The sequence below is a fragment of the Helcococcus bovis genome (genome assembly GCF_046035835.1).
In the GTDB taxonomy this organism is placed as follows: Bacteria; Bacillota; Clostridia; order Tissierellales; family Peptoniphilaceae; genus Helcococcus; species Helcococcus bovis.
The window spans coordinates 85,694-102,920 of record NZ_JBFNGB010000002.1 but is presented as its reverse complement, the minus strand read 5'-3'; the positions used below and the strand labels follow the sequence as shown (position 1 = coordinate 102,920).

The 17,227-nt window shown below is 27.3% G+C and carries 16 protein-coding genes; 2 read left to right on the top strand and 14 right to left on the bottom strand.

Annotated features, from left to right (window positions below):
* Genes ABGF48_RS01230 through ABGF48_RS01220 form a run of 3 tightly spaced genes read right to left on the bottom strand, consistent with a single transcriptional unit; the run spans position 1 to position 1,545 of the window.
* Positions 1–891, bottom strand: a complete 891-nt coding sequence (locus tag ABGF48_RS01230; protein WP_408104546.1) for an ABC transporter ATP-binding protein — start codon at positions 889–891, stop codon at positions 1–3.
* Entirely contained in the window at positions 888–1,340 is a 453-nt protein-coding gene (locus ABGF48_RS01225) for a DUF2178 domain-containing protein (RefSeq protein WP_408104545.1), read from the bottom strand. The genes ABGF48_RS01230 and ABGF48_RS01225 overlap by 4 nt, the downstream gene beginning before the upstream one ends.
* Before the next feature lies 1 nt (position 1,341).
* Positions 1,342–1,545, bottom strand: a complete 204-nt coding sequence (locus tag ABGF48_RS01220) for a helix-turn-helix transcriptional regulator (protein ID WP_408104544.1) — start codon at positions 1,543–1,545, stop codon at positions 1,342–1,344.
* 263 nt (positions 1,546–1,808) lie between these two features.
* Here ABGF48_RS01220 and ABGF48_RS01215 point away from each other — a divergent pair, with 263 nt between their 5' ends.
* Positions 1,809–2,012: a hypothetical protein gene (locus ABGF48_RS01215; protein WP_408104543.1), complete on the top strand. Its 204-nt coding sequence runs from the start codon at positions 1,809–1,811 to the stop codon at positions 2,010–2,012.
* Here ABGF48_RS01215 and ABGF48_RS01210 read toward each other — a convergent pair.
* The 3 genes from ABGF48_RS01210 to ABGF48_RS01200 are packed head-to-tail and all read right to left on the bottom strand — an operon-like array spanning position 2,009 to position 5,152.
* The gene (locus ABGF48_RS01210) at positions 2,009–3,385 is read right to left on the bottom strand and encodes a glycoside hydrolase family 1 protein (protein ID WP_408104542.1); all 1,377 of its coding nucleotides are present in this window, start codon (positions 3,383–3,385) and stop codon (positions 2,009–2,011) included. The two genes, ABGF48_RS01215 and ABGF48_RS01210, sit on opposite strands and share 4 nt — an antisense overlap.
* The gene (locus tag ABGF48_RS01205) at positions 3,378–4,280 is read right to left on the bottom strand and encodes an ROK family protein (RefSeq protein ID WP_408104541.1); all 903 of its coding nucleotides are present in this window, start codon (positions 4,278–4,280) and stop codon (positions 3,378–3,380) included. Before ABGF48_RS01205 ends, ABGF48_RS01210 begins: the two co-directional genes overlap by 8 nt.
* Positions 4,277–5,152 carry an ROK family protein gene (locus ABGF48_RS01200; protein ID WP_408104540.1) on the bottom strand — a complete coding sequence of 292 codons (876 nt, stop codon included), beginning with the start codon at positions 5,150–5,152 and terminating at the stop codon, positions 4,277–4,279. The genes ABGF48_RS01205 and ABGF48_RS01200 overlap by 4 nt, the downstream gene beginning before the upstream one ends.
* Before the next feature lie 81 nt (positions 5,153–5,233).
* Between ABGF48_RS01200 and ABGF48_RS01195 the strand changes: the two genes are divergently transcribed.
* Positions 5,234–5,968, top strand: a complete 735-nt coding sequence (locus ABGF48_RS01195; protein ID WP_408104539.1) for a MurR/RpiR family transcriptional regulator — start codon at positions 5,234–5,236, stop codon at positions 5,966–5,968.
* Positions 5,969–5,992: 24 nt separating this feature from the next.
* On the opposite strand, the gene ABGF48_RS01190 is transcribed toward ABGF48_RS01195, so the two are convergent.
* The 8 genes from ABGF48_RS01190 to ABGF48_RS01155 all read right to left on the bottom strand — a co-directional run bounded on the left by ABGF48_RS01190 (position 5,993) and on the right by ABGF48_RS01155 (position 17,206).
* Positions 5,993–7,270 carry a glycoside hydrolase family 125 protein gene (locus ABGF48_RS01190; protein WP_408104538.1) on the bottom strand — a complete coding sequence of 426 codons (1,278 nt, stop codon included), beginning with the start codon at positions 7,268–7,270 and terminating at the stop codon, positions 5,993–5,995.
* Positions 7,270–9,900 carry an alpha-mannosidase gene (locus tag ABGF48_RS01185; protein ID WP_408104537.1) on the bottom strand — a complete coding sequence of 877 codons (2,631 nt, stop codon included), beginning with the start codon at positions 9,898–9,900 and terminating at the stop codon, positions 7,270–7,272. Before ABGF48_RS01185 ends, ABGF48_RS01190 begins: the two co-directional genes overlap by 1 nt.
* Before the next feature lie 132 nt (positions 9,901–10,032).
* The gene (locus tag ABGF48_RS01180; protein WP_408104536.1) at positions 10,033–11,628 is read right to left on the bottom strand and encodes an alpha-1,3-galactosidase-related protein; all 1,596 of its coding nucleotides are present in this window, start codon (positions 11,626–11,628) and stop codon (positions 10,033–10,035) included.
* Between the two features lie 55 nt (positions 11,629–11,683).
* A complete protein-coding gene (locus ABGF48_RS01175; protein WP_408104535.1) occupies positions 11,684–13,141 on the bottom strand; it encodes a hypothetical protein in 1,458 nt (485 codons plus the stop codon).
* A 406-nt stretch (positions 13,142–13,547) separates the two neighbouring features.
* Positions 13,548–14,468: a carbohydrate ABC transporter permease gene (locus ABGF48_RS01170; protein ID WP_408104534.1), complete on the bottom strand. Its 921-nt coding sequence runs from the start codon at positions 14,466–14,468 to the stop codon at positions 13,548–13,550.
* 15 nt (positions 14,469–14,483) lie between these two features.
* Positions 14,484–15,431 carry an ABC transporter permease gene (locus tag ABGF48_RS01165; RefSeq protein ID WP_408104533.1) on the bottom strand — a complete coding sequence of 316 codons (948 nt, stop codon included), beginning with the start codon at positions 15,429–15,431 and terminating at the stop codon, positions 14,484–14,486.
* Between the two features lie 9 nt (positions 15,432–15,440).
* Positions 15,441–16,106, bottom strand: coding sequence for a hypothetical protein (locus tag ABGF48_RS01160; protein WP_408104532.1), 666 nt, complete (start codon positions 16,104–16,106; stop codon positions 15,441–15,443).
* Entirely contained in the window at positions 16,106–17,206 is a 1,101-nt protein-coding gene (locus tag ABGF48_RS01155) for an ABC transporter ATP-binding protein (RefSeq protein ID WP_408104531.1), read from the bottom strand. The genes ABGF48_RS01160 and ABGF48_RS01155 overlap by 1 nt, the downstream gene beginning before the upstream one ends.
* Between the last annotated feature and the right edge of the window lie 21 nt (positions 17,207–17,227).

Sequence of the window (17,227 nt, the reverse complement as noted above, 5' to 3'; positions counted from 1 at the left end):
TTAAGCCTCCTTATCCAATTCAATAAATATTTCTTCAAGATTTGGTCTATAAGGTTCAAATCTTAATATTTCAATATTATTTTCAATCATTTCTTTTAAAATATCATTTGTATCATAATTTTCATCAACTTCAAAAATATATTTATTATTCAATTTTTCAACATTTAATATAGATTTTATGTTCTCAAAACTATTTTCTTTTTTTATTTGAATGATATATTTCCCCTTGCCTTTTTCTTCTTTTATTTTTTCTAAATTATCGGATAAAATTACTTTCCCATTTTTAATAAATGTAACATCATCGCAAAATTCTTCAACATAGCTCATTTGATGTGATGAAAAAATTACTATCCTATCTTTTTTGATAAATTCTGAAATAATATCCTTTAAAACTCTTGAATTTACTGGATCCAATCCACTAAAAGGTTCATCAAATACTACAATATCAGGATCATTTATTATAGCTTGTAAAATTTGAACTTTTTGCTGATTTCCTTTAGATAACGTTTCTAACTTCTTATTAGCATATTCGCTAAGTTCCACTTTTTCTAACAATTCTAATGCAGATTTTCTAGCATCTTTGGAATTCATTCCTTTTAATTCACCAAAATAAACAAGTTGATCAATTATATTAATTTTTTGATACATTCCTCTTTCTTCTGGCAAATATCCTATCTTGTATTTTCTTCTATCAAATGGAAAACCATCTAATAAAAATTCTCCGCTATCTGGGTTAAATACATTCATCAATGTTCTTATGGTAGTTGTCTTTCCAGCACCATTCCTACCCAAAAATCCCATCGCTTTACCACTCTCAATAGCAAAACTTACATCATGTAAAATTTGCTTTTTATTAAAACTTTTATTGATGTTTTTAAGTTCCAATCTCATGTAATTCCTCCTTTAATATTTATTACTATAATATATATATATGAAATAAAATATATTATAAATATTACTGACAAAAAAGTTTGTAATGAGTTTCTCAATGAAAAATCTAAATTAAATGTTGTTAATATTATACTCATAAAGGATAATATTATAATAATTATGAATAATGTAGTTTCTGATGTTTTTTTACTTATATATTTTATTCTTTCATCATTGAATTGAGCATATAGTTTTTTTAATTTTTCATAATTTCTCAAGGCTTGTATATTTCTAAAAATATAAAATATAAGCATGAAAATCATTCCTGTAAAAAATCCTCTTACAAATGCTATATTAGTATTTTTTTTAGAATAAATTATACTAACTCCTAACATAACTACAGCAAAAAACAATACTAAAGAGAAAATAATTGTCTTATTTCTTATCTTTTTTCTAAATTTTTCTAACATATTACTCCTCCACTTCACTAAAATCAAATACTTCTTCAATACTCAATCCAAAATATCTTGCAATTTTATATGCTAAAACAAGTGAAGCAGTATATTTTCCATTTTCTAACGAAATAATAGTCTGCCTTGTAGTATCTAGCTCATTTGCAAATTCTTCCTGGGTAAGTTTTCTACTTTTCCTTAATTCTGAAATCCTATTTTTCAAACCCTCTCCTATTTTTATATTGTATTTACAATTTTATATAGAATGTTAAGTTAACTTTACAAAATAAGTATAGTAAACTTTACATTTTATGTCAAGTTTATTTTACATTTTAAAATATGAATGTATTTACAAACAAATATGTATCACTAGAGGAAGTTTGAAGTATTTTTTTTTTAGATATACTGGTAATATAAAATTTTTGTAACAATAATGACAGTATGCTTTATCGTTTTTTATGTAATAATGAATATATGGAGGAAATTATGAAATCAAATATAAACGAATTAATCACAAAATATGAAATCATTAGTAAAAAGATCAAAAAAATTAATATACCAAATATTGTTGGAACACTACAAACTTACTTATCTAAAGGAAATTATCAATACTACATTAAAATAAAAAATCCGGAAAAGTTTTGTGTGTTAAGTAACAAAACTTTTCCGGTTCAATTCTCAATCGATTAAAATCCGTTATTTTCAAGTAATTTTTTATACCATTCACCAGATTTTTTAATTGTTCTCTCTCCAGTTTCAAGATTTAATTCAACTAATCCATATCTATTTTTGTATGAATTTAACCATGACCAACAATCAATAAATGTCCAAACGTGGTAACCTATACAATTTGCACCTTCTTCAATTGCTTTGTGTAAATATGTTAAATGTTCTTTTATAAATTCAATTCTGTAATCGTCTTGAATTTGACCATTAACTTTGAATTTTTCTTCACCTTCAACACCCATACCATTTTCCGAAATAATCCATTCAATATTGTCATAATTATCTTTGATGTAAATAGCAATATCATAAACTACTGAAGGATCGATTTCCCATCCTCTATGTGGATTGATTCTTCTGCCCGGCATTACATAAGGTTCATAGAAATTTGTTGGGAAGAATATTGCATCCTTCTTAATTTCATATTGAACCGCCTTGACTCTAAGTGGTTGATAGTAGTTTACTCCCAAGAAATCAATTGTATTATTTTTAATAATTTCTAAATCTGATTTTTCAACTTTTGGTAATAAATTGTATTCTCTTAAAAGATCAACGAATTCAGGTTGAAATTCACCTTTAATGGATGGATCTAAAAATGATCTAATCGCAAACATTTCAGCATATCTTGCTGCTTCCAAATCCTTAGGATGTTGAGATCTTGGAATAGCCGGGGTTAAGTTTAATACAATACCAATTTTAGATTTTAACTTTAATTTTCTAAATTCTTCAATTGCTCTTGCACTTGCTAATTGAGTATGATACCCAACCAATACCGCTTTTTCAGGATTTACCTCCATAGGATAATGATATTGCAATAAATAACCACATTCAACATGAACAATTGGTTCATTGAATGTAAACCATCTATCCACATATTCATCAAATAGTTCAAATGCTGTTTTTGCATAATTGGCAAAATGTTCTACAACATCTCTATTTTCCCATCCACCAATATTTTGCAATTCAACAGGCATATCAAAATGGTATAAATTCATGAATAAAGTTAAGCCTTCATCCTTTATTCTTTTGAATACATCTTTGTAAAAACTTACTGCTTTTTGGTTGATTTCTCCATATCCTTTCGGAAATAATCTTGACCAACTAATAGATGTACGAAATGAATTTTGACCTGTTGCTTTTAATAATTTTATATCTTCTTTATAATTTTGATAAAAAGAACTTGTCTTTGATGGTCCAATTAAATTATGAAACTTATATGGTTCTTTTTCAAACCATAAATCCCAAATATTATCTCCCTTTCCATCTCCTTCAACTCTTCCTTCACTTTGTGTAGCTGATGTAGCTGACCCAAAGTAAAATCCATCAGGAAATTTAATCATTATTTCCTCCATTAAAATTATTTAGTCCATTTTTAGCTGCTCCAACTAAACCAGCATCATCACCAAATTTAGCCACTTCTATAAATATTCTATCTTTTAATCCTTCATAAACTTTATTTTTTGTAGCTTCAACTACTTTATCAATTAAAAATTCATTTTTTGTAATAACAGAACCACCCAAATAAAATATTTCAGGTTCTATAATTTGCAATAAGTTAGCAATTGATCTTGAAAAATATTCTGTCCATTGTTCAATAATTTCTACTGCTTTTTTATCATTTTCGGCATATTTTTCAAAAAGTTCTTTTGTAGAAACTTCTATTCCATAAACTTCTGTTGCTTTTTTCGATAATGCTGTACCCGAACATAGACTTTCCAATGTTCCAGCATATAATTGACTATGTTTTCTATCATCATCTGAAATAATCATCAAGCCAAATTCTCCAGCATAAACCTTTTTACCTTCCATAAGTTCACCTTTGTAGACAATTCCTCCACCTACTCCAGTACTAACTGTCATAAATACAATAGTTTCTCTATCATCTCCAACAGCTTGAGCCATTGCAGCAGCATTTGCATCATTTGTTAAAAATGTTTTTCTCTTTGTTTTTTCTTCTATTAATTTTAAGAATTGTTTATTTCTCCACTTTGGTAAATTTGGAGCATCTAGAATCATCCCTAAATCTTTATCTAAAGGTCCTGGAGAACAAATTCCTACAACATTTGTTTCATGATTTGGATCAACTTTATTTATCATTTCTGATATTTCATTAATTATATCATCAAATTCTTTATCACCTGTTTGTGTAACTTGTTTTGAAATAATATTAAAATTCTCATCAAATAATGCAACTCTTGCACTTGTACCACCAATATCTACACCTATTGATTTCATAATCTTGCTCCTTTTTCTATTGATTTTAATAAATTTGAATATGCTCCATATAAATTATTATCATTATAAAATGTTACCGGTCTAATCTTTACATCTGCTAATTTGAATGGTTCTTGTTGCAAGAAGTTTTTTAATTCTTCTATATATTTTTCTGATTGTGAAATTCCTCCACCAATATATATTACTTCCGGGTCATATATGTATTGAATATTATATAATCCCATGCACATATATTGAAACATCTTTCTTACTTCACTGTAAAATGGCTCTATTTTATTAAAGTATTTTTCCAATACTATATGAGGTTTTTCCACTATATTGTATTTTTCTTTAATTCTAGAGACTACATTTGGAATTGTTGCAAGTCTGGAAAAATTGGTGTATTCTCCTTCTATATTTTTTAATAACATATAACCAAATTCTCCAGCTTCAAGTCTGCGACCTCTAATAATTTCTTTGTCTTTTATAATTGCCCCACCTATCCCGGTTCCAACAATTACAAATGCAATATCTTTTTCTTTTGGCGTGTCCATAAACATTTGAGCCAATGCAGCACAATTAGCATCATTTTCTATCGCTACTGGTAGATTAAATTTATCTTGTATATGTTTTGCAAAATTATATTCATGAATATAATCAATAGCGCTTAATCCATAAATATTTCCAGTTTTAGAATCTACTGTGCCAGGACTGCTAAATCCTATTCCTTTTATATTGTATGAATAAATATTTTTTTGCACCTGTTCTTCAAGCATCAATAAAAATTCTTCAAGAGTGTTTATTCTATCAATAGAGTATTTTTTTATTATTTCTTTGTCTTTTATAATTCCTATTTTAGTAGATGAACCACCAATATCAAATATTAAATACATAAAATTCTCCTACATTTTTTTTTATGCTATGATATAATTATATTTGTATACAGTTAATTGTACTCATAATGAGGTGATGAAATGAATAAATCATATAATTTTATAAAAAATCTTATTTCAAAAAACTCTATTAAACTTTCCCATCTTGAACAAGAATTTCTTGATAGACTTGGAGAAAGTAATATTGAAATTTTTGATTCTTATATAAGTGAATTATCTAAAGCATTCTACGTTTCAAATTCTACTATCACTAGATTTGCTAAAAAATTAGGTTTTGACGGATTTAATGAGCTAAAATTTGCTCTACAAAATATTCAAGAACCTGAAAAATATCAAACACAAAAAATTTATACTTCTGTGATTAATGATATTAAAGAATTTGACAAAGATATTGTAGAATTAATTCATAATTTAGATAAATTTCACAGAATAGTAATAGTCGGCATAGGTTCTAGTGGATTAATAGCAAATGAAATGATGTTCAAATTAGGCGAGATTGGATTAAACAATCTTGACTATGCTAAGGAACCATATGGAATTAACATTCTTTCAAATAATTTGTCTGAAAATGACTTATTAATATGTATTTCACTTTCTGGTGAAAATACGCATATATTAGAAGCTTGTGAAAATGCAAAAAATCACAACGCAACAATCTTCTCTATATCAGGAAATGTTAATTCTTCATTAAAAAATTATTCTGATTATTTACTTAAAACACCTGGATATTCTACTTATGAATATTCTATATCTAAAATGTTACCAATTTTAATATACATTGATATAATATGTGAAATATATACTAAAAGGGTTTAAACCCTTTTAGTATTTTTTATTTCTTTATTTTTTAATTATCTTTTTGCCTAAATATGTTAAAATAGCTTCACAAAACATTGAATTTGACCATGAAAACCATTCTCTTGTAAATTTATATGGGTTATCCACATCAAACCCTTCATGTAATAGATTTGTGTCCGCATCAGTTGTTTCAAACCATTTTAGTATTTGATCTATTTCTTCTTTATCTGTTGATGTCATTAATTGAATTGATAAAGCTATATGCCAGATATATCTTTCTGGAGTGTGAGGAGATCCAACACCTTTAGCAACACTTCCTTCATAGAAATATGGATTCATTTCTGAGAGCACAGCTTTTCTAGTATTTAGATATACCTCATCTTCTTTTGAAGTATATCCTAAATATGGTAGTGATAATAAACTTGGAACATTAGCATCATCCATAAATATCTGATTTCCTAATCCATCTACTTCATAGGCAAATATTTCTCCAAATTGTTCATTTTTAATTAATCCATATTTTTCAATACCATCATTAATTTCTTTAGATAGTTTTTTCATTTTTTCAATTAGTTCAGTATTTGCAAAATTAATTTCTTCCAACATTTCAACAGTTTTGTTTAATGAAACAACTGTAAATGCATTAGCTGGAATTAAATATTGCAATTCACATGAATCATCACTTGGTCTAAATCCTGACCATGACATGCCTGTCACTCCTACTGGCGTTCCCATATTTGATTCTCTTAATGAATCACTTGGAGCCCATGGATTTGGTCTTTCAAATCTATATGGTGATTTTTCATGATTTTGTTCAAGTATTAATTGATCTACTAAAACCTCCATCCATTTTGAGATATGTTCATCAATTATTGTTGCATCTTTGGTTTTTTCATAATACATATGAAGTAATTGAAACATATATGCTACTGAATCCAATTCATATTTTCTTTCCCACACCCAAGGACTATCAAAATCTGTTATATCATCATGAGTCCATTTTGAATCATCACCTGTTTCATTAAAAGCATTTGCATACGTATCTTTTTCAATGCTAAACCATTGTCTTTTTATTACTTTTTTAATTAATTCATCAGCATCTTTAGAATCAATATAAAATAGAGGTCTAATTTGAGCACTTGAATCTCTTAACCACATTGCTGGAATATCTCCTGTTAAAACAAAAGCATCATCTCTATCGGTAATTTTAATTGTTGTTGTGAATGTATTTTGAATCGCATTTTTGAACATTGCTTTAAGTTTATCGCTTAAATCAGATTTTTCTACAAATGTTATCAATTCATTTACAATATTTTTCATTAATCCTCCCATTTAATTGTTCTTATTTCATATGGATTTAAGAAGCTATTATTTAATGTATCGTCATTTAATGGCTTACGTCCTAAAATATCGCATATTTCACCATTTTGAACATATAGTCTATGTGTAATCTTGTCTGGATTATATACTCTTAAAATTCTTTCACCTTTTTCATTTCTATACAATGTAGAAAAAATATTTGATCCTAAATTCATATCATAAGCTGTATTTGCTTCAATTTTCCCTTCATTTTTAGCAATTTGTGTTGTAAAGTATGGTACTCTATTTCCTAATGCTCTTTGCCATGAAGATACATAATCTTTTACAAAGAAGTCTAAATGAAATTCAAATCTTAAAAATTCTTGACTTTGTGCATCTGGTGTTGGGAAATATCCCCAATCGCCCATTTCACCAACAGCTCTAAATAATGTCAATGCCAATCCATCTTCTGTTTGTTCGTATTCTTGAACACCAATTGAAGATATTGTAAATCCACCATCTTTATCATGCATTTCTACAAATCTATTAAAGTTTTGAGCATAATCTGGATTTTCCCATGTTTTTGGAGGATATGCGTCTCTTGATACAACCTCAAATATTGATTCCGCATTTACTTTATCTGTATCCAAGTTATGATCTATTAAAATTCTCATTCTATGATCTTTTGCAGTATTTTCAAATTTAATTTTTGCGGTGACTGTTGATTTCAATTTATCAATTTTAATTCTTTTATATACTAAAATATCTACATATTCATCCGAACGTGGTGCAGTTCTGTTTTCTACAGCAATTACCAATTTTTGTTCATCCAATAATTGTTCTGCAGCGCTTTTTGGAACAGAAATTTTTTCTGTCATCTTTATTTCGTAAAGTTTTGTTGTTAATTCTTCAACTGAATAGTCAACTAAAGTTGAGCTCTTAATAATTTTTTTATCACCAGATTGTTTGTAGATATACTCATTTCCGATATCTCCACTGTCTTCAATCATGAATACATTTTTATATACTTTATTATTTCTCTTATCAGTTATTGTCAATGTAGCATTGTCTTCAATCTTGAAATTCAAAATATTTGTATCAACTTCTCTAGTATCAATCATATTTGGTTTTCCAATATAATCATCTTTAGGGACTAATCTAAATATTCTTCTTTCAAATGGATCTAATTCTGTAACAAACTTAACTTGTATTTTTCTTGTAAAGTATCCTCTTCTAAATTGATTATCAGGTAGCTCATAATCAAATAATACACCTAAATCTTTTACATATGTGTCATATTCAATATAATCATCAACAACTTTTAGATTAGGGATTCTTTCTTTTTTCATTTCTTGTGTAAATTTCAAATATTCAAATCCTGAAAAATATCTCTTATCATATTCAATTTCAATAGTTGCTTCTTTTCTTTGATGGTATGGTGTTGTATTTATAACTGTAAATACGTGATCTTCTTTATAGTTATTTTTTATATTTTCATTTAAATATTTTCTAGCTTGATTTTCTAAATAATCTAAACCTTCAACACAAGTCTTGAATCTTCTAATATTACCATCATGCACCGAATCAACTGAACATCCACAAATACTATCATGTGGATGATTTGTAAATAAAGTTCTATATACATAATCAATTTTATCTACTGGATATTTTTCTTTATCAAATAGCATTGTGTAAAGTGGTTGAACGACTTCTTCCAATCTCATTTCAATTGTTTTATTATAATTTTTCAATCTATATCTTGAAGAAGATGTACCTTGTAATGTTCCCCATCCATTTGTAGTTTGAGATCTTAATTCTCCCTTAATTACTGATAATTTTGAACTATCTACCTCTGAAGCAACTGATTCGTAGTAATTATCTAAGTTAGAATGTACAAATTCATAATCTTCATATAAAGTATTTGCTTTTTCGATAATTTCACCAATATTTTTTTGAACTGGAGAATGATCACATCCATTCATTAATAATAAATGTCTTGTTGAAGCATATTTTTCCATATCTTCAATTTTTTTATCTAGATATTTCTTCATTAATTCTGTTTCATAAGGAATATCAACACCATTACAGTACCAATTTGCAAATAAAATACCTAAAACTTTTGAACCGTCTGGTGATTGCCAATACATTTCCGAACTGCTTGAAGTATAATCTTCAAATACAACATTAGCAAAACCTGTTGCTTTAACACCTCTACCAAAGTAAGCATTATTAATGCCTGCTTTTTTCAAAATTTGAGGTGCTTGACCTATATTTCCAAATGTATCTGGAAAATATCCAATTTGTGCTGGCACACCAAGTTCTTCAGATTTTTTCATACCAATTTCAAGATTTCTAACATTTGACTCTCCAGATGTTAAAAATGAATCTTGAAGAATATACCAAGGTCCAATAATAATCTTACCTTCTTTTATTAATTTATATACTATATCTCTATTTTCCGGTCTAATTGCTAAATAATCTTCTATTGGTAAATAATGTCCATCCATTTGGAAGGAGATAAATTTATTATCTTTTGAAGCTTCTATAATTCCATCAATAAGATCAACAAGTCTCATCTGATGGCTAACTAGAGGCATATACCACTCTCTATCCCAATGAGAATGCGATACAACATGAACTATTTTTTTCATCTATCCTCCTAAAATTAATATATCTTTATATAATATAATTTTACAATCAAAAGTATCTAAACTCAAGTATTTGACGATATTGACTGGATATTTAATACTTATACTTTTAGTACTATTTTTTTGAAAATAATTTCACTTCTTATATACATTTTCATCCATAAAAATATTAGAAGTATTTTTATAAATGATAGCTTTTTCTTTTTTTATTTCAAATTTATTATTTATTATTTTTATATTTTTATGAATAAATACATCATTATTTTCATATTTTAAAATCGGATTTATCCAAATAGATTTAGTATCGTTTAATCTTAAAAATTCTTCATTATATTTAAAAATATTATTCTCTATTAACATATCTTCTATCTTACCTGATTCATACCACTCATTAGCGTCATTTGAAAGGTAAATAGATGCCATAGTTATATTTTCAAAAATATTATTTCTAATTATAGATTTTTTTCTAGTTGTACATAATATTGCTCTAGTAGGAATGTTACTAAACTTATTATTTTCTATTAGTACTTCTGGTGTATACGATATGTTTTCAGCTACATATTTACCTTCATTTTCCATTTTTTCATTTAAATAATCTGGCAAATCTTCATCAAAATATACTTCCATATATTGCAAATCTTTAGAATATTCTCCAGGGTTAATAACATCAACAACTTTATATGACTTATTTCCAACTCTTTTTAAAGAATTTCTGTCAAAAAAATCTACTTCATCTCCAACAAAAAATTGATTAAATCCTCCTTGTTGATGATGCACATATCTCATAATAGCTTTATTTTTTTCAACATTTTCTACTCTTACATATGTTCCATGTATATTAATTGAATCATCAAGTGAAGAATCAAATACACAATTTTTAATTTCAATTTTACCTTTTAATCCAGAAACATGAATTGAATCCGCAAAACTAGTTACCATATGTCTATCATTTCCAACAAACTTGCAATTGTCAAATACTACATTTTCACACATTTGTAATAGTAGTCCGAAACCATGTAAATAATTAAATGTTACATTTTCAAATTTAATGTTCTTAGATTCAATAATTGAAAATCCTGCATTATCTCTATTGCATGACTCGTTAAGACAAATTATATAATCTTCTGAAGCGGACTTTGGTATTTTATTATAATAAACTCTTATTCCTTCATCAATTTTTTTTATCATAATTTGATTAGAAAATGGTCCTTCATTTAAATCCAATCTTTTAGAATATTTATTTTTTAAATCAAAAATTGTAACTGCATATGAATTAAAATTATTCTTTTCTTTCCAATAGTATCCATCTAATGATTTTTCTGATTTCCAAATAATATCCTTTCCATCTATTTCATAATTAAATGTTTTTGAAATTTTATAATCAACATATTTTGACTTTTCATTTACGCTTTTCACATAAAGTTCTACTGCCGTAGGTTTAAAATAATCTATTGTTAAATTCTTAATTGTAATATTTTTAGAATTTTCAATTAAAAAAGTATTAATATCTCCATGAAATATTAATTTTGCACTATTACCATCAATTATTAGTTCATTTTTATCGTTAATTTTGAACATAACATGCTTGTATGGATTTTCTATAGTATTTGTATTTGAAAAATGAACATTTACAAATTCAGAATCCTCTTTAAAAAAATGATATTGTTTATCATCTAATTCTATATGATCTACATTCTTTTTATTTACATTTTTAATATTCTTTTGCTTCATAAAAACCTCATAAAAAAAGGATGGGAAAGATCCCATCCTAAAATATTTTCAAATCTTATTTATGATTTTTTGCATACCAAGCATCAAATTCAGCTTTTAATTCTTTAACAACTTCATCTGCGCCAGCATCTTTAACACGTTTTACAAATTCTTCATAAACATCCATTCTACCATTTTGTAAGTCTGCTAAACCATCTCTTGCTGCTAAAACATTACTAATCTTTGTTTGTAAATCTTTGCTTGGATTGAATCCTAAGTCAGCTGCAGGAACTATTGGTTTTACATATTCTTCAATTTTCTTTTGCATTTCTGGTGAATTGATATCTGCTCCTGCTGGTTCTGGAATTCTTACGTCATTTGACCATTGATTTCTCCATGGATTCCATCCTTCTTGTTTATCAACAGGAACTGCTCTACCGTCTTTAACGTTGTAGTGTGTACCTTCAATACCCCATGCTAATAAGTTTTGAATTTTTTCATCAAATCTTGCTAATTCAATAAAGTTTACAGCTTGTTCTGGATATTTTGTATGTGCGTAAACTGATGTTAATTTACCTTGTACGTTTTCGTTGTATAATACATTATCTTCAGCGATTGGAACTGCTACAACAGGTGTTTTATTTTGGTCTGTCCATGTTGCTTCTGAACCTGGTTCCCCTTCACCTCTTGATACTAACCATTGATCTGGTTGTTTTTGTGTTTCTTTTAATGGATCATTTTCTGTACCTGATTCTTTTCCTAGGTATCCTGCATCTCTATATTTAGCAACTAATTCAAATTTTGCTTTTAATTCTGGTGATGCTAAGTAGTTTTCTACTGTGTATGTTCCATCAGATTTTGTTCTAATAAAGTTATCTAATCTTCTTTCTGCCCATACGTCACCTCTCATAGGTGTTTTTTCTGGGAATTTTTCTTTATAAGCTTTCAATACTGGTTCTAAACCTTGTATATCTGTAATTTTCTTTACATCAGCAGCTTTCATACCAATTTTTTCTAATTCTTTTACGTTCCAAATAAACATATCTCTAGCCATTGGAGCTTTATCAATAATTGTTTGGATACCATATAATTTTCCATCAATTGAAGCACCAGCTTTTTGAGCATCTGTTAATGCTTTTGCTAATTTTGGAGCATTTTTTTCTAAATATGGATTTAAGTCTAATAAACCATTGTCAGCAACCAATGTTTTGAAAGGTCCTAACCATGAAGCTGTTGTTGCTAAGTCAAATGTTTCTTTGTCAGCACCTCTAGCTAATAAACCAATCTTTGTTTCATAGTCACCCCATGAAAAAGCGATAAATTTAATTTTGTAGTTAGCTTTTAATTCAGCTAATCTTTCATTAATTTTTTCTGCAACCTTATCTTTATCTTTACCTGCAGCGTGAACCAAATATGTTATAGTTGGTGTTTCTTTCTTTTCTCCTTCTTTTTTAGTTTCGTCTTTCTTTTGGCCACATGCTACTAAACCAAAAACTAAAACTAAAGCTAATAATGAAGCAATAATTTTTTTCATATATATTTTCCTCCTAATATATAATATATATTTATCTTGTTTGAAGAGTCTTAACTCTTACTTACAAATATATTTTACTATGAAAATCAATTTTTGACAACGAAATCATCAATAAAGATTAAATTTTCTTTTTTTTATCTTTTTTTTATAAAAAAATGATTATATTTTCATATACTAATTTAAAAATATTTTATAAAAAAATGCTTAAATCATCTACTATCTACGTATTTTTCTGTATTTTACTTAATTTTACTTTATTAATAAAATTAAAATATTAAATTTTTGTAAAATATTATTTCACGTATTTTATTCATTTAATTATTATTTATTAATTTTAAATTAATTTATAAAAAAATGTGAAATCATATAGCTTTATGATTTCACATTTCACATTTCAATATTAATATTATTCTTTAACAGCTCCCAAAGTTAAACCTTGTACAAAGTATCTTTGGAAGAATGGATATGATAAAGCAATTGGGAATGTAGTTACTATAACTATAGCCATTCTAATACCATCTGTTGGTAATGATTGTAAAGCTTCTTTAGCAACTGAACCCATTTTATCACCCTTCAAAATAACAACTTCTATTGTTCTTTGAATTTGAATCAACATATATTGTAATGTTGCATATGGTGAAAATGTATCATCCAAATATAACATTGCATTAAACCAATCATTCCAATATCCTAATGTTAAGAATAGTGCGATTGTAGCAATACCAGGTAATGAAATTGGTAAAACAATTTTGAAGAATATGTCAAACTCATTTGCTCCATCCACCATAGCTGCTTCAATTAACGCAAATGGAACACTTGTTTGGAAGAATGTTCTCATGATTACTAGATAAAATGTATTAAATAGTAATGGTAACAAAAGTGCAAATGGTGTGTTTTTTAATCCTAAAACATTTACCATAACGATATAGTTAGCAACCATTCCACCACCAAATAACATAGGAATAAATGCTACTGTGTTAAAGAACTTTCTATATAGAAAATCATTTCTTGACATTGCATATGCATAAGTAATAATTGTAAATGAACCTGTCAATGTACCAACTATTGTAAGAATTACTGAATTCTTAAATGCATTTAATATCGAGCTACCATTTCCTAAAATTTGTTGATATGATGCTAAAGTTATTTCTTTAGGTATAATTTGATATCCATATTGTGCTATTGATTCTTTTGTGCTTAATGATACTGAAAATACATATAATAGTGGGAAGATACACGTAGCTGCTATAACGAATAACAAAATATTAAATATAATATTTGTTCCACCAGAAATAGCTATACTTGATTTTAATTTCTTTTTTGCCATTTTGTAATCCTCCTTCTAATAAATTGCTCTTTCAGGATCATATCTCTTAACAATCTTATTAGCAGTAAAGATTAAAATAAATCCTATTACAGATTGGAAGAAACCAATAGCTGCTGATTGTTTGATATTACCACTGTTAATCAATAACTTATAAGTATATGTATCAATAACTTCTGATACTTTTCTCAATGATGCTGCCCCACCACCACTGTTTGGAATGTGGAAGAATAGACCGAAGTCTGATCTGAAAATACCACCCAATGATAGTATAAATATTATAACAATAACTGGTCTTAATAGAGGAACAGTTATGTGTTTTGCTTGTTGTAATTTGCTTGCACCATCAATTGATGCTGCTTCATATAATGACTTATCAATTCCTGATAAAGCAGCTAAATATATAACTGTATTATATCCTAGCCCTTTCCATGTATTTAAGAATACATAGAAGAATGGCCAATATTGTGGTTCTCTATACCAAGAAACTGGTTCTAATCCTAACCCCCTTCTTATTTGGTTGAATAAACCTGTATCAGTTTGCAACATTGCATAAACTGAATATGATATAACAATCCATGATAAGAAATATGGTAAGAATGTTGCTGTTTGATATGCTTTTGCCATTCTCTTATTCAATAATTCATGTAACATTATAGCTACAATCAATGGAATCACAATGTTTAGTACGATAAATACACTGTTATATAGTAATGTATTTCTTGTTACCAACCAAGCATCACTAGTCTTAAAGAAAAATTCAAAGTTCTTTAGTGTCCATTCACTTTTAAATAAACTTGTAAAGAAATTACCATCAATATTTCTATAATCCTTAAACGCTACGATTAAACCAAACATTGGAAGATAACAAAATATCATCAACCAAACAAATCCAGGGACTGTAAACCATGCTAATTGTAAACTTCTCTTACGAGAATCTTTATTTATTTTATTTTTATTTTTCATGTTTCCCTCTTATTTTTTATTCAATCTGCTTTCTATTAACTTATGAATATAAGCTAAAAATAATGAATATATCGGAACACCAATCGCTATTACCCTGAATGGAAATTTTGGAAAATTATATACCATCCAAACAAAAATAAAAGTCATAGCTACTGTAATTATTCCATACATTGCTGAAAGTAAAAATGAATTATTTATTATTTCTTTTATTGACTTAGTTTCATACAATGCAAACTGCATTGTTGTATAAATCACATTAGGTACTATCATTATAATTATTAATGCAAATAACATCCAAAATGCACCACTTACTCTCATTATCATAATATAAGTACTATTTAAACCAAAATACAACAGTAAAACAGCTATAAAATAGTACAAATAATTTCTCATAAAATTTTCTTTTAATGAGTGAAGAAAAAATGGTCTATAATATGATTCATTCTTAAATACAATTTTATAAATTGCATATGTTAGTGATTTTATAGCCATAAAATATAAAGTAATTAAAGGGATGAATAATATTGGATAACTTATTACATCTCCCCCTTTTATTAAAAGCCCAACCAAAATCACTGGTAAAGTCAAAATAAATGTATAAAATATATTTATCAAATAAGCTAATACTTTTTCAGAAAAAGCATATAGCCATTCAATCATTCTATTATAATTCATTAATATAAGCTTTCCTCTGTTTCGTCATCAAATAATGTAATCTTTGAAGCGTCAACTTTAATATCATATTCTGTTCTTGCTTCATCAAATTTATCAACGTCTACATTGATTTTTGAAACTGCTTTTTGTCCAGAAATATGTCCATGTAAGATATATTCATGACCTAATAATTCTGAAACTTCAACATACATCTTCATATATGCTGTTTCTGCAAATTCTTCTTTATCAAAATCTACAAGTCTTAATTCTTCTGGTCTAATACCTAAAGTAACTGATTTACCTTCATATCTTTTTATTACTTCTTCATGTTCTTTTGGTAAATTTACTTCTAAATCATTTGCAACAAATTTTCCATTTTTAATTTGTCCACTAAAGAAGTTCATAGCTGGAGATCCAATAAAGCTAGCAACAAATTTGTTTGCTGGTTTACTATAAATTTCCTTTGGTGTACCAATTTGTTGTACATAACCTTTACTCATAACAACAATTCTTGATGCCATTGTCATAGCTTCGGTTTGATCGTGTGTTACGTAAATTGTTGTTGTTTCCATTCTTCTGTGTAATTTAATTAACTCAGATCTCATTTGAATTCTCAATTTTGCATCTAAGTTTGATAATGGTTCATCCATTAAGAATACATCTGCTTTTCTAACGATTGCTCTACCCAAAGCTACCCTTTGTCTTTGTCCCCCGGATAATTGTTTTGGTTTTCTGTCCAATAATTCTTCAATTTCAAGAATTCTAGCAGCTTCTTTAACCATTCTATCTATATCATCTTTAGGTATTTTCTTTAATTTTAACCCAAATGCTAAATTGTCATATACTGACATGTGTGGATATAAAGCATATGATTGAAATACCATCGCAATATTTCTATCTTTTGGTGGCATATTATTTACAAGTCTATCATTAATATACAATTCCCCTGCAGAAATATCTTCTAAACCTGCTATCATACGTAATGTTGTTGATTTACCACAACCTGATGGTCCAACGAACACAATAAATTCTTTATCTGCTATATCTAAATTAAAATTGTGTACTGCTTGGAATCCATTATCATACACTTTATCAATATTTTTTAAATTAAGTGTTGCCATAGTTCCTCCTAAATTTTTCAC

Excerpts from the sequence above, each read along its gene's own strand:
- ABGF48_RS01230 (WP_408104546.1), bottom strand. The coding sequence starts at position 891 with ATGAGATTGGAACTTAAAAACATCAATAAAAGTTTTAATAAAAAGCAA.
- ABGF48_RS01225 (WP_408104545.1), bottom strand. The coding sequence starts at position 1,340 with ATGTTAGAAAAATTTAGAAAAAAGATAAGAAATAAGACAATTATTTTC.
- ABGF48_RS01215 (WP_408104543.1), top strand. The coding sequence starts at position 1,809 with ATGAAATCAAATATAAACGAATTAATCACAAAATATGAAATCATTAGT.
- ABGF48_RS01210 (WP_408104542.1), bottom strand. The coding sequence starts at position 3,385 with ATGATTAAATTTCCTGATGGATTTTACTTTGGGTCAGCTACATCAGCT.
- ABGF48_RS01205 (WP_408104541.1), bottom strand. The coding sequence starts at position 4,280 with ATGAAATCAATAGGTGTAGATATTGGTGGTACAAGTGCAAGAGTTGCA.
- ABGF48_RS01200 (WP_408104540.1), bottom strand. The coding sequence starts at position 5,152 with ATGTATTTAATATTTGATATTGGTGGTTCATCTACTAAAATAGGAATT.
- ABGF48_RS01195 (WP_408104539.1), top strand. The coding sequence starts at position 5,234 with ATGAATAAATCATATAATTTTATAAAAAATCTTATTTCAAAAAACTCT.
- ABGF48_RS01190 (WP_408104538.1), bottom strand. The coding sequence starts at position 7,270 with ATGAAAAATATTGTAAATGAATTGATAACATTTGTAGAAAAATCTGAT.
- ABGF48_RS01185 (WP_408104537.1), bottom strand. The coding sequence starts at position 9,900 with ATGAAAAAAATAGTTCATGTTGTATCGCATTCTCATTGGGATAGAGAG.
- ABGF48_RS01180 (WP_408104536.1), bottom strand. The coding sequence starts at position 11,628 with ATGAAGCAAAAGAATATTAAAAATGTAAATAAAAAGAATGTAGATCAT.
- ABGF48_RS01175 (WP_408104535.1), bottom strand. The coding sequence starts at position 13,141 with ATGAAAAAAATTATTGCTTCATTATTAGCTTTAGTTTTAGTTTTTGGT.
- ABGF48_RS01170 (WP_408104534.1), bottom strand. The coding sequence starts at position 14,468 with ATGGCAAAAAAGAAATTAAAATCAAGTATAGCTATTTCTGGTGGAACA.
- ABGF48_RS01165 (WP_408104533.1), bottom strand. The coding sequence starts at position 15,431 with ATGAAAAATAAAAATAAAATAAATAAAGATTCTCGTAAGAGAAGTTTA.
- ABGF48_RS01160 (WP_408104532.1), bottom strand. The coding sequence starts at position 16,106 with ATGAATTATAATAGAATGATTGAATGGCTATATGCTTTTTCTGAAAAA.
- ABGF48_RS01155 (WP_408104531.1), bottom strand. The coding sequence starts at position 17,206 with ATGGCAACACTTAATTTAAAAAATATTGATAAAGTGTATGATAATGGA.